14 protein-coding genes are annotated in these 11,856 nt (G+C 42.9%); 7 read left to right on the top strand and 7 right to left on the bottom strand.

The features are described from left to right. The coding region (locus UF05_RS24585) for an IS3 family transposase (protein ID WP_045545802.1) at positions 1 to 227 on the top strand (227 nt) is incomplete at its 5' end. On the opposite strand, the gene UF05_RS11105 is transcribed toward UF05_RS24585, so the two are convergent. The 4 genes from UF05_RS11105 to UF05_RS11090 all read right to left on the bottom strand — a co-directional run bounded on the left by UF05_RS11105 (position 189) and on the right by UF05_RS11090 (position 2,291). Next, a complete protein-coding gene (locus UF05_RS11105) occupies positions 189 to 647 on the bottom strand; it encodes a DUF3644 domain-containing protein (protein WP_045545263.1) in 459 nt (152 codons plus the stop codon). The two genes, UF05_RS24585 and UF05_RS11105, sit on opposite strands and share 39 nt — an antisense overlap. A gap of 139 nt (positions 648 to 786) precedes the next feature. After that, on the bottom strand, positions 787 to 1,095 hold the full coding sequence (locus UF05_RS11100; RefSeq protein WP_045545262.1) for a hypothetical protein: 309 nt from the start codon (positions 1,093 to 1,095) through the stop codon (positions 787 to 789). Positions 1,096 to 1,281: 186 nt separating this feature from the next. Further along, entirely contained in the window at positions 1,282 to 1,866 is a 585-nt protein-coding gene (locus tag UF05_RS11095) for a DUF1294 domain-containing protein (protein WP_045545261.1), read from the bottom strand. A gap of 173 nt (positions 1,867 to 2,039) precedes the next feature. Then, positions 2,040 to 2,291, bottom strand: coding sequence for a hypothetical protein (locus UF05_RS11090; RefSeq protein WP_045545260.1), 252 nt, complete (start codon positions 2,289 to 2,291; stop codon positions 2,040 to 2,042). 338 nt (positions 2,292 to 2,629) lie between these two features. Between UF05_RS11090 and UF05_RS11085 the strand changes: the two genes are divergently transcribed. The 6 genes from UF05_RS11085 (at position 2,630) to UF05_RS11060 (ending at position 8,409) form a co-directional block, all read left to right on the top strand. Then, positions 2,630 to 3,979, top strand: coding sequence for a tyrosine-type recombinase/integrase (locus UF05_RS11085; RefSeq protein ID WP_045545259.1), 1,350 nt, complete (start codon positions 2,630 to 2,632; stop codon positions 3,977 to 3,979). A 141-nt stretch (positions 3,980 to 4,120) separates the two neighbouring features. After that, complete coding sequence (locus UF05_RS11080) at positions 4,121 to 4,963, top strand: hypothetical protein (RefSeq protein WP_045545258.1); 843 nt, start codon at positions 4,121 to 4,123, stop codon at positions 4,961 to 4,963. A gap of 14 nt (positions 4,964 to 4,977) precedes the next feature. Then, positions 4,978 to 5,751, top strand: coding sequence for a hypothetical protein (locus UF05_RS11075; RefSeq protein ID WP_045545257.1), 774 nt, complete (start codon positions 4,978 to 4,980; stop codon positions 5,749 to 5,751). 307 nt (positions 5,752 to 6,058) lie between these two features. Continuing rightward, entirely contained in the window at positions 6,059 to 7,237 is a 1,179-nt protein-coding gene (locus tag UF05_RS11070) for a methyltransferase domain-containing protein (protein WP_045545256.1), read from the top strand. Between the two features lie 10 nt (positions 7,238 to 7,247). Continuing rightward, positions 7,248 to 7,790 carry a GNAT family N-acetyltransferase gene (locus UF05_RS11065; protein WP_045545255.1) on the top strand — a complete coding sequence of 181 codons (543 nt, stop codon included), beginning with the start codon at positions 7,248 to 7,250 and terminating at the stop codon, positions 7,788 to 7,790. A 169-nt stretch (positions 7,791 to 7,959) separates the two neighbouring features. Next, entirely contained in the window at positions 7,960 to 8,409 is a 450-nt protein-coding gene (locus UF05_RS11060; RefSeq protein ID WP_045545254.1) for a GNAT family N-acetyltransferase, read from the top strand. A 59-nt stretch (positions 8,410 to 8,468) separates the two neighbouring features. Here the strand turns inward: UF05_RS11060 and UF05_RS11055 are convergent, their stop codons facing one another. The 3 genes from UF05_RS11055 to UF05_RS11045 all read right to left on the bottom strand — a co-directional run bounded on the left by UF05_RS11055 (position 8,469) and on the right by UF05_RS11045 (position 11,666). Further along, positions 8,469 to 9,404, bottom strand: coding sequence for a zinc-binding dehydrogenase (locus tag UF05_RS11055; RefSeq protein ID WP_045545253.1), 936 nt, complete (start codon positions 9,402 to 9,404; stop codon positions 8,469 to 8,471). 66 nt (positions 9,405 to 9,470) lie between these two features. Then, positions 9,471 to 10,559 carry an alkene reductase gene (locus UF05_RS11050; RefSeq protein WP_045545252.1) on the bottom strand — a complete coding sequence of 363 codons (1,089 nt, stop codon included), beginning with the start codon at positions 10,557 to 10,559 and terminating at the stop codon, positions 9,471 to 9,473. A 9-nt stretch (positions 10,560 to 10,568) separates the two neighbouring features. Then, the gene (locus UF05_RS11045) at positions 10,569 to 11,666 is read right to left on the bottom strand and encodes an alkene reductase (protein WP_045545251.1); all 1,098 of its coding nucleotides are present in this window, start codon (positions 11,664 to 11,666) and stop codon (positions 10,569 to 10,571) included. Positions 11,667 to 11,856: the final 190 nt, after the last annotated feature.

Below are 11,856 nucleotides of genomic sequence, written 5' to 3'. Positions count from 1 at the left end.
TAAAACAAAGTATGAGCAGGAAAGGAAACTGCTGGGACAATGCCTGTGTTGAGAGCTTCTTCCATTCGATGAAAGTGGAAGCGATTCAATACGAACCAATAATGACCAGAGATGAGATGCGCCAAACGGTCTTCGAGTACATAGAGGTTGATTATAATAAGACGAGAAGGCACAGTACTCTTGGGTATCTAAGCCCAGTTAACTTTGAACAGCAAAATGTCGCTTAATGAAGTGTCCAGTCTGACTGGAGCAGAACAATTTACCATCATAATGGTAAATGCTTCAACCCGATTCCCCAATGTTGGACGGTTATAAACTTCAAGCGCTAATGTAAAAGCATCATGACTTCTTTTTATTAGTTGATCCGAGAGAATTTCATCAGGTGATTTGGACTGTGTATTCAAACTCTGGGACATGAGCCTGAAAAACTCGTCATTGGAGAGTTTGTTAATACCGCTGCATTTCCAGAGTGAACGACTCACTTTAACAATGTACTCGCCCTTGAGCTTTTCGTTAAAGTACTTGTTTACAGAGCTAACACTGTACCCGACTGATTCCGCCACTTCTTTAGCGGTAAACTCACAACCTTTTTCCTCTAGCTTTCGGAGTTCATCCAATAGCTGAAGAAGCATACCCTTTTTAACCATGTTGAATATTTCTCCAAAAGCCTAACGCCCTGTTAAGGGGTGAGCAACGCAATACCGAAGTTACCGCATACCACCTTAAACACTAAAACCAACGCATGGTGAAAATGCCACGCGTTGCGAATCACTCTTGAACAGTTTGTTAGCTGACAATTTCACCGAGTGCTTCTATCCATTGATCTGGCTTCGCTACGATAAACTCGTAACACGTATTGTTGGCTAGTTTTATACGAAATGCATCCGTAGTGATTGGAATTACACCACCACCTTTGCCCAAGCACTTAGCTACGGCAGCAATGTCTTGGCGCTTTAATTGATATGGACCAAAACCCAACTTTTCGTTGTACGGAATAAAAATTAAATCCGACTTAGTAAGTTCTAATTTCCCATCAGCTTTAGTCGCACCGACTTGAATTGTAGCTGTTGAAGACTTAATTACTTTATCAGACATAACGTACCCTCTTCCTTGATTTACTTTTGTCTGCTAACGCCGCGTTAAGTAGTGAGCAACGCTACCACTGAACCTAACCTATTGTGCCATAAACACTTAATCCAAACTTTGAACTGAAATCGCCAAGCGTTGGGAATCTGCCTTAAACGCTTTGTTAGCCCACATTAATTCACGAGTTTTTATTGATTAAAACGCCCCTAAAATACTCTGGGTTAAATGTTGTCCTGATTCACTAAACAACCAAACAAAACCACCAATGTTGATGAAAATCGTAATCCAAAGGATAAACTTAAAAGGTTGCTTCCTTGATTTGTGTCGCAATTGAAACTGAGCTAATAGTGCTCCTGGCCAACCACCGACCAACGACAGCATGTGCAATGTACTTTCTGACGTTCTCCAACTACCATTCTGTGCTGCTTGCTTATCCCAAGCAAACATAAAGTATGTAAATATGCTCAAACACAAGTACAAAGGAACTAGTAGTATTTCACCGTTAAAAACTACTATCGATGCTGTTGCAGCAACCAAGAAGCTAAAGCCAAATAGCACTGTATAAGGGAACCCGTTGACGCCTTGCACTACCACATTTTCAGCATTGAAGCGTCCCTTTTTATCTTCTGCGATATCAAAAGTAACGCTATCTTTTACTTTAGGGCGATAACCGCGATTTGTGATAGATGAAATATGGAAAAATACCTTCAGATTTCCATCAACAGACGAAATAAACCCATAACCTTTAGCATCATTCCATTCTACTATTTGACCTTTCATCATAATCCTTCGCTAGTTCTGACGCCTGTGGGCTAACGCCCTGTTAAGGTGTGAGCAACGCAATGCCGAGGCTCCCGCATACCACCTTAAACACCAACCGCAACGCATAGTAAAAATGCCACGCGTTGCGAATCACTCTTAAACAGTTTGTTATAGCTTTTTTCCAACGCACGCTATTTTCTGACTTTTAAATTCAGTCCCAAAACCAAGGTAGTCGACCTATCTTTGTTTGATATAACTTGTAGCTTGTTAGCCCGAGCATTAATCTCTTCCGGTAGTTCATCTTTAGAGCAATGAATAACAAACTGAGTTTTAGTATTTTTATAACGGCTCATAATCCCATCGGCAATATACTTCTCGACATCTAATAGTGTTGAAAATATCTCCATTCTTCTTTTTAGTTGTTCTATATCGGTGCTATTCATACAAACCTCACTTCTCATTTTCTTCTTAAGCTATAACGCCGCATTAAGGTGTGAGCAACGCTACCACTGAACCTAACCATACCACCGTAAACACAAAACCCAACGATGGAATGAAAAATGCCAAGCGTTGGGAATCACTCTTAAGAATTACCAATTACGTTTCACACCATCTCACCAAGCGCCAAATTTAACTATAAGTCATTGATTTAAAATAATTTAAATCTCTTTCAACATCACATCATCTCACTACATCTCACAGCTCCGCCCCCCCCCCTTGCGTCCCCCTAAAACCGTTGTTAACTTGAAGGGGAACACTCAAATAAATGGAGGATAACAGCATGGCTGGTATCAATAGATTAAGTAACACACAAGTAAAAAATGCAGCATCAAGTGATAAAGAATACTCGCTTTCCGATGGTGGCAATCTTTATCTTCGAGTCCGAAAAAACGGCTCAAAAAATTGGCAATTTATTTACACTGACCTTATCACGAAAAAGCGAAAAAAAATGGGGCTGGGATCTTACCCAAACGTAACACTTGCAGAAGTGCGTAAAACAGCCCAAGAGCTTCGTATACAAATGGCCAATAACATCGACCCTAAAGTATATCGAGAAAAGCAAAAGCTGGACCGTGATCTCGAAAACGGATTGACGTTTAAAGTGGTAGCAGAGCGTATGCTTGAACGAGACGAAGCTAAAGAGACAACTAGGCGTAACGTGCTTCTTGAAGAGGCTCGCAAAGAGGCCAAAAAAAACGGTACAAACTTTGGGGAAGAAGAGATAAAACGCATAAAAGAACACGTAAGAACCTCTCATCGTAAGCGGCTATTTTTCAAGCGACACTTGTATCCTAGACTAGGTAACTTGCCTCTCAGCTTCATTACAACAACTGGGGTGATCGAGGTTATAAGCCCTCTTCAAGCCAAAGGGCAACTTGAAAATGTTAAACGAGCTTGTTCGTTAGCCAACCAAGTGATGCGTTTTGCTGTCAATCGACGTTACATTGCAAGCAATTGCTTAGCAGACATAAAGGACGAGTTTGAGAAATCGAAGGTGGTTCACATGCCGTCTGTTGCGCCAGATGAACTAGAAGACGTCATGCGCATCATGTCGAACCACAACATGAAACTCGTGACGCGATGCGCTTTTGAAATGCAACTCCACACCATGACACGTGCATTTGAACTAGCATCTATGCGCTGGTGTGACATTGATTTTGAGAACAAGCTTTGGATAGTACCCAATTTCTATACTAAATGTGTACGTGAGCACCTTGTTCCGTTAAACGAGTACACCCTTGGCATTTTAGAATTAATGAAGCCGATATCTGGTGATGAGGTGCATGTGTTCCCATCAGACAAACCCAATACCAAACATCCGCACATCAGTCCTTATGCGGTCAATTCATCACTCAATCTGACTACACTCAAAGGCCGATTAGTGAGTCATGGATTTAGAGGAATAGCGAGTACCTATCTGAATGAGAATACGGATTTCAAAGTGGATGCGATTGAGATGTGCTTAGCTCACCTGGACAGCAATACCACTCGTGCCTCGTACAATAGCGCAAAATACCTCGAAGAACGGTATGAGATCCACAAATGCTGGAGCGAGTACATTGTTAAATCAACGGGCAAGCACTATTCAATTGCTGGGCAATATGGTCAACCAAAAAAGCTCATCGCATAATTCATTTGTCACTTAACGTTAAGCTAATCATTTCCCTACTTACAGCTTAACACTCAACTAAAACCCTCAATTTTTACAGCCTTAACGATTTAAGGGTGCGGATTTTTGCACCCTAAATTCAGCCAAGAAGGAATCACGCCTATGCCAAATTCGAACTTACATCAAACTCACTTAAGCCAATTTGAGGTAAAACCCATCAGCGAACATCCTCGCTTTAGTGAAATGCAAGCACTGCGCCGCTTACGTCGAAAAGGATGTCTTGCCCTGCCCCGTCAAAACGGAAACATCGGAGTAAAACAACACCGTCAGCTTCGCGCCCATCATATTTCCACCAATCAGCATGGCATTTATCAAGTCAAAATCACACCGCCATTATCATTAAGAATCTCAGGCCACACTAGGTCTCATTATTTTGTGGCACTGAAAACAGATGAACTACAACATGCAATAAGCAGAGCGAAAGCAGTGCGCTTACAAGCTAAGTGCTTTTTCAAAAACAACCCCCATGACCTTCCCGACTCTCCGTCATTGAGTCAGCAATTATTAGTGCAAATCCATTTAATGGCTAAAAATTTTCCTGTGGTTCGTGCTTACAAACACAAACCGTCAACAGACGATTTCCCAACCTTGCCCTCTTTAGATTTGTGCAACGCAGAAGAGGACATTCGTTATCCATACCTCAACTGGTTAAGTGAATTGATGGAAGAGCGCGAGCATTCAGGAATACCTCGATTCAGACTCAATCAGATTGCAGATTACCTTCATCAGTTTTTACGCTTCGTTGACGACAACCACTCCAGCAGCAATGAAAGGCTATACATACAGACGCGAGACATTCGCCAATATCGTGAGTCACTCCGACAATCTAACGTATGCCACAAAGAGCAAAAACAGCGTATTGACGCCATTCGTTTTTACTTCCGCTGGCTGACCTATCGAGGCTATGACACTACTCCAAGACTGACAAGTCCTCTTTTCTCTTAATTAGGAGTTTAACCATGATGATGACTAACCCTATACGCCTCAGCGTCATTTCTGCACTCGATGAAGGCCTAGCTTACTCCCATTCAGACTACTTTGCGCCGCTTCTGATGCAAGGTATCAGTGCCGTGGACATCGGTCTAATTGAACTGGTCACCACGATTCTGCGCAGTGAACCTTATCTCAATGAAACCGACCTGCTCGAGCGTGGTGTGAGCCAAAAACAAATCCAACGGACGTTGGGTGGTTTTGACAACTTCAAGCAACTGCTGAAGATTGATGATTATTGTTTTAGCGATTTACTACGAGATAACAATTGGGATATTAGCCACGGCATTACGCTCTCGTACTTCCAATACCAGAAATTTTATCAAGATATACGCAGAGACTACATTCAAGGCCATATTGCTGACATGCATCCAAACTTATCGGTGTTACTCAATGATGATTACTCAATTCACTCCGTTCCTATCACCCGAAGCCATTACGCCACCGTTCCCGCTACAGACGCCGAAGCAGCGGCGGTGAGTTTTGCTTTACTGTTTCGAGACTACGAATTCATTGAGTATGACGAACCGAAATCGCTCCTGACTTTACAAGCGCATCGCCGAGATAAAACTGCCGTCATAGAGGTGCGTTGCCTCGCTTCGAAATTTTGTCAAAACACGGCAGCAGGGATTTGTGTCGTCGATGACGCTCAAGCCATAACTAAGCTCAGAAATCAGAAGAAGATTCTTGATTTTAAAACCCTGATTGAGAGAAACACGCGTAACACCAGAATACCAACTTAGACACCTTGAACATCTCAAACATGACATTAGAACTAGATATACAGCTTTCTTTTAAGAAAGCTGTTTTACTCTCTTTTGGACAATTCTGTTTTAGGGAGTTTGCTAATTTAGCTATTCATAAATAAGTTCTGGTATTGAAAACTGGCTACTAGCTACCGACTAATATCTCAAAATCATCCGCAGTCCTCACCACCATCATCTCACTTCTGCCACTGTGGGTGAAAAATTCGAACAAGTCTACTTGACCTGTCTAATACTCTACAGTTCATACTATCCAAATACTAAGAACACTTGGGTCAAATCTCACATGTACTTGATTTCGGAATTGGCAGCAAAGGCTGGCATCTCTCGCACCACCTTACTCTATTACGAGAAGTTAGGGCTGATTAACGGTCAGCGTCTTGACAATGGATATCGCTATTACAACGAAAACGATTTGCAACGACTGTTTTTGATTCAGCAACTTCAAAGCGCAGGACTCTCATTGAAAGAGTGCGAACAATGCTTGGACGCGAAGTTAAGTAGAAGCTTATTAGAAAATCGGCTGACGCAACTCAACCATGAAATTGATAAAAAAGTCCAGGCTCGCGAGTTGCTACTGGCATTACTTGGGGAACGTCCACAAAGAGAGTTACACCACTCTCTTAGTCAAAGTGCGCCTCGCGCTTACTTCAACTGGTTATGTACGCAGGGTTACAGTGAAAAAGAAGCGCTCAGATTGAAGTGGCTATCAAAAGATATGAACGAACACGAGAGTTACATGAAAGACTTTATGACGGTCTATGCAACATTAGAAAGATGGGGGCCAGGGAGTCACAAGGACTCTTTAAAAGCGATTTCATTAATGTCACCTCAGACAATGACCGATATTTTAGACATTGGTTGTGGCACTGGCATCTCAACGTTACTACTAGCTGACAACAGTAACGCACACATAATAGCAGTGGATAATGAGCCTGTTGCCATTAAGCAGCTCGATAAAAAAATACAAAACGCACAGTTGCATGAGCGCATTTCTCCTGTTTGTGCCTCCATGACGGAACTGCCATTTCAGGCAAAGAGCTTTGATGCCATTTGGGCGGAAGGCTGTGTGTACATTATGGGAATGGAGAACGCACTAAAACAATGGAAGCCGCTGTTAAAAGATAATGGCGTTTTGATGGTGAGTGACTTGGTGTGGCTGACTGACTCTCCCGACGAAGAGACAAAACAGTATTGGCTGGCAGACTACCCAGACATTCAATCGATACCTAAACGACTCGCTCTGTTCCAAAAGCATGGCTACGACGTGATCGAACACTTCTCATTAGGCGTCGATGCATGGCAAAACTACTGGCAACCGCTTCAAGACCGAGTTGAGGAATTACAAGCTGTTATGCCCGTGTCGCAAGCGTTACTAGACATTAAGAAAGAGATTTCAGTTTACGAGCGCAGTGCTGCAAAAGATTTTACCTATCAGTACTTTATTTTAAAACTTGCAAACTAGAGATATAGATATGAAATACGCTTCGTACAAACAAGAACAAACTCAAGAAATCATTACACTGTTCAATGACACATTTTCGGATTCAGAAGGCAAAGAAGAAGGTACATTGATTGCGAAACTCGTAGAAGACTTTCTCACTTTACCAACCAAAGATGAGGATCTTTATGTGTTTATTGCTCAAGATGAAAGTGAACGCATTGTTGGCAGCATCATTTTCTCTCGCCTATCGTTTCCAAATGGTGAAAACATATTCCTTTTAGCCCCCGTGGCAGTTGCAACAGATCGTCATGGGCAAGGTGTAGGTCAAGGACTGATCAAATTTGGGTTAGCGACACTGAAAGAAAAAGGCGTCACCGTTGCCATTACATACGGGGATATCAACTTTTACTCAAAAATAGGATTCGCTCCAATCAGTCAGGGCGTAATTCAAGCACCGCTAGACTTGTCCTACCCTGAAGGTTGGATTGCACAATCTTTAGTCAGTAAAGCAGTCCCTAACATCGAGGGAAAACCAACATGCTTACCCGCTATCGACAATCCATATTATTGGTAGTTAATTGGCGTGAAAATTCCTTCGTTTCTGAATTTCGGTATCTATGCTTAAACACTATTTTCTAAGCGGTACTCTTACTATGCTCACCTAGTCACAACGAACATACCGTGTATGTTCTAAGCAATTATTCTTTGATAACCTAAAGAAACCACTGATAAATTTGAGGGCTATGATGAAAGTAAGAAAAGCCGTTTTAGATGACTTACCCTACCTTATTAACTTCACTGCAGAAGAGGCAAGAGAGGCTGAGGGGAGCATTAAGATCCCAGAAACACTTGAAAAGGGCATTCTGGTCGCGCTTCGTGACCCTACAATTGCAACCTATTGGGTTTTAGCTGATGAGAGCAACACTCCCGTAGGCAGTGTCTCTGCGGTTCGCGAGTGGAGCGACTGGAACGCTGGTTATTACTGGTGGATTCAAAGCATGTTCTTATCCAAATCACAGCGAGGCAAGGGTCATATGTCATTGCTTTTGGATGCAGTAAAACATGAAATGAAAGAACAAAATGGCTTAGAGCTGCGCCTATATGTTCACAAAGACAACAGAACGGCTGTTAGAGCTTATCAAAATGCTCATTTTTCAAAGTCCGATTATGAAATCATGATTTTAAGCGATTGAGAATGAGTTTTAGTCAAATAGCTTCATTTAATGTGAAGCTATTTGGATATAAAATACGACTAGGCGATGACCGTTTTTGTTTTCATAAGTTCGCTGTGCTCCAACGCTTCGGCCATCTGTTCGAATTTAAAATATACGGGTAAACTAACGTCAAAACTGCCTTTTGAAATACGCTCAAGCAGCGCTTCACCATTTTGCATTAATGCATGCCAATCATCTTTATCACCAAAATTATGTAACGCTCCAAGGGCTATTTCGTGGTAAGAAATAGTGCGTGTAAATGGAGGGTCAATGGGTTTAGCAATACGATCTTGAATGCAGACAATATGTCCATTCGCTCTTAACAGTGGCACTAAATGGGCGGCATTTTCCCCACTCACCGCATCAAAAATGGCTAAGTATTTCATGTCGATTTGAGATTGCTCTCGATAAACTTGGCGAATACCTAACCTTTTGGCTCGCTCTTCGCCCAGACTAGTTGAGACAACATCAACCACATAACCAGCATTGACAAGGAACTGGGATAACAAATTATTCACCGCGCCAAAACCAACGACAAGCACTTCTCTTTGTCGGGTTAATGGAATTTTTTCAAATGCCTGCCATGCAGTCAGCATCGGACAAGGCAGTGCCGCAGCAAGTTCAAAAGATAGGCCCTCAGGCAGTGCCATCACTCGCTCAACGTTCAAAACCGTATATTCAGCGAAGCTACCATGGCGATTTAGTGAACCATGATATGCCACTCGACGGCCAATCAAACTTGTGTCAACTTTAGACCCTACTTGTACGACGACGCCTGCACCATCAACACCTGGAACATGACCATTCGGCCAATTTAAAGGGTTGGCTTTAATAAATTTCCAATCGACAGGGTTAATACCAATCGCTTTGTTTTGTACTAAGATCTCGCTGTCATCTAAAGCTGGTATTTCAGCCTTACCTAAAACAAGACTGTGTGTCTCAGTTTGATATTGCCAAATTCGATAGGGTTCCATATCACTTCCACTCGCTTAATGAAAAGGTTAGGCACCAAAGAGTTATCGTCCTTGGTACCTAGTGTATTAGGCCTGATAAGTTGGATAATCGGTGTAGCCTTCGGCTCCGCCTCCATACAAGGTTAACCTAGCATCGGCATCAAACTCGGCCAATGGTAAATCATGAGCAAATCGGGCGACTAAATCTGGATTCGTTACAAAAGGAGTACCAAAGGCAACGAAATCAGCATACTGCTTATCTAGCAACTGTTGGGCAGATTGCTTGGTCAACTTTCCTGCAACCATGATTGGATTAGAGTATATTCGGCGTACTTGCTGGCGAAACTCTTCAAGCACCTCTACATAGCGTGATATGTTTTCTGAAAAATGCACATACGCAAGGTTCATCAGTTGTAGTTTTTCCAGCAATGCTAACGTTAGTGGAACAATTTCAACATCATCCCCAGCAAAACCCTCTCCGATATGAGGAGACAGACGAACCGCTACTCTTTCCCCACCAATTTCCTCGGTAAGTGCTTGTAACGTATCAACCAGAAAGCGCATACGATTCTCTTGGCTGCCACCATATTGATCACTTCTTTGGTTGCTTTCTAAGCGTAAAAAGGTATCAAACAAGTAACCATGCGCAGCATGTACTTCAACACCATCAAACCCTGCTTCAACAGCATTTCTTGCAGCTTGAACAAAGTCGGCAATGGTTGCTTGGATTTCATCTGCACTCATTGTTTTTGGCTGCTGGGTCTCCACCATGCCAAACCCGCCTTCAGGTAATGGGCCGAAGACCTGATCTGGAATCTTTATCGCTGATGGTGCCAGGGGTTGTGAACCTGAAATATCGGAATGACTACGACGGCCAACATGCCAGAGTTGGATAAATATCTTCCCCCCTTCCTCATGAACAGCCTGAGTCACTTTCTTCCAGCCTTCAATGTGTTCTTCTGTGTAAATGCCTGGCGTCATAGAGTAGCCCCGACCAACGGCTGAGACAGGTGCGCCTTCTGTGACAATCAAGCCAGCACTAGCACGTTGACGGTAGTAGGTTGCCATCATCTCGTTTGGTACATCACCAGGTTGAGACGTGCGTGAACGAGTCATCGGCGCCATAGCGATACGGTTGCTAGTCTCGAGTCCGTGACCTTTAAATACCTTAAACATACTTCCCCCTTAAGCTTTATACGTTGGGTAATCAATAAGCCCTTTTTCACCGCCACCAAACAAGGTGTTTGGATCGTGCTCTGCGAACGGGTAACCATGAAGTAGACGTTCAGGAAGATCAGGATTCGCAACAAAAGGGCGACCAAAGCCGATCATATCAGCCAGTCCGTCATCAATGGCTTGCTCCGCTTTTTCCGCATTATAACGACCTGCGTAAATCAAAATGCCTTGATAAGCCTCACGTAAGGCACGTTTGAAAGAAACTGGCGTATCAGGGGCGTCATCCCAATCGACTTCAGCGATATGCAGATAAACGATACCGTGCTTATTTAGTACCGCAGCGGCAGCGGTATAAGTTTCGATAGGGTTCGAATCTACCGTACCATTTAAGGTAGTCAAAGGAGCCAGACGCCCCCCAACACGGTCAGCGCCAATCGCTTCAACTAATGCTGCAACAACTTCATCAAGAAAACGAAGACGATTTTCCAGGCTACCACCGTATTCATCGGTACGGCTGTTAGCTTCGGAGTCTATGAATTGGTTGATCAAATAACCATTCGCCGCATGCAGTTCAATACCATCAAAGCCTGCCTCAACAGCATTCAATGCCGCTTGACGATAATCTGCGATGACTTGTTGAATATCCGCTTTTGTCATTGCTCTAGGCTGGACGACGTCAACAAAACCAGGTTCATCACTGCCATTATCAACGAATACTTTTACGTTTTCCGCTTTTAACGCTGATGAAGAAATCGGTTGATCACCACCAATGTTATCTGGGTGAGTGACTCTACCTACATGCCACAGCTGAGCAAAAATTGCGCCATTTTCTGCATGCACTGCTTGAGTTACTTTACGCCAGCCTTCAATCTGCTCAGGTGTGTATATACCTGGCGTCCACGCATAGCCTTTTGCATTTGGGGAAATTTGTGTTCCTTCGGAGACAATTAAACCTGCACTGGCTCTCTGAGCGTAATACGTCGCCATCATGTCATTAGCGACATCCCCAGGTTGAGTTGCTCTGGAGCGTGTCATCGGTGGCATGACGATGCGGTTTTTGAGTGTCAAGGCCCCCAATTGGATAGGTTGAAAAAGTGATTTAGACATAATAAGCCCTCTTATTTCTTGAGAGGGATACTAACAAACTCAACGCATTACATTGATAGCAACAAAGACAAATGATAGTTGTTAAAATTGCAATAATTTGGATCAATGAAAAAGAGATAACTGAATATAGCTTCACTATAAAGCATGCTTCCATTGCCTTGTGTTATGGGACATTGGCGAATATGTTTGT

Origin of the sequence: Vibrio sp. S457-15 (assembly GCF_000960545.1) — a bacterium.
In the GTDB taxonomy this organism is placed as follows: Bacteria; Pseudomonadota; Gammaproteobacteria; order Enterobacterales; family Vibrionaceae; genus Vibrio; species Vibrio parahaemolyticus.
The sequence above is the reverse complement of the archived record's forward strand: the minus strand, read 5'-3'. Positions and strand labels throughout refer to the sequence as shown.

Bases quoted from the DNA above. Each gene is read 5' to 3' on its own strand.
- UF05_RS11085 (WP_045545259.1), top strand. From the start codon at position 2,630: ATGGCTGGTATCAATAGATTAAGTAACACACAAGTAAAAAATGCAGCA.
- UF05_RS11105 (WP_045545263.1), bottom strand. From the start codon at position 647: ATGGTTAAAAAGGGTATGCTTCTTCAGCTATTGGATGAACTCCGAAAG.
- UF05_RS11060 (WP_045545254.1), top strand. From the start codon at position 7,960: ATGATGAAAGTAAGAAAAGCCGTTTTAGATGACTTACCCTACCTTATT.
- UF05_RS11045 (WP_045545251.1), bottom strand. From the start codon at position 11,666: ATGTCTAAATCACTTTTTCAACCTATCCAATTGGGGGCCTTGACACTC.
- UF05_RS11080 (WP_045545258.1), top strand. From the start codon at position 4,121: ATGCCAAATTCGAACTTACATCAAACTCACTTAAGCCAATTTGAGGTA.
- UF05_RS11090 (WP_045545260.1), bottom strand. From the start codon at position 2,291: ATGAATAGCACCGATATAGAACAACTAAAAAGAAGAATGGAGATATTT.
- UF05_RS11065 (WP_045545255.1), top strand. From the start codon at position 7,248: ATGAAATACGCTTCGTACAAACAAGAACAAACTCAAGAAATCATTACA.
- UF05_RS11055 (WP_045545253.1), bottom strand. From the start codon at position 9,404: ATGGAACCCTATCGAATTTGGCAATATCAAACTGAGACACACAGTCTT.
- UF05_RS11050 (WP_045545252.1), bottom strand. From the start codon at position 10,559: ATGTTTAAGGTATTTAAAGGTCACGGACTCGAGACTAGCAACCGTATC.
- UF05_RS11070 (WP_045545256.1), top strand. From the start codon at position 6,059: ATGTACTTGATTTCGGAATTGGCAGCAAAGGCTGGCATCTCTCGCACC.
- UF05_RS11095 (WP_045545261.1), bottom strand. From the start codon at position 1,866: ATGAAAGGTCAAATAGTAGAATGGAATGATGCTAAAGGTTATGGGTTT.
- UF05_RS11100 (WP_045545262.1), bottom strand. From the start codon at position 1,095: ATGTCTGATAAAGTAATTAAGTCTTCAACAGCTACAATTCAAGTCGGT.
- UF05_RS11075 (WP_045545257.1), top strand. From the start codon at position 4,978: ATGATGATGACTAACCCTATACGCCTCAGCGTCATTTCTGCACTCGAT.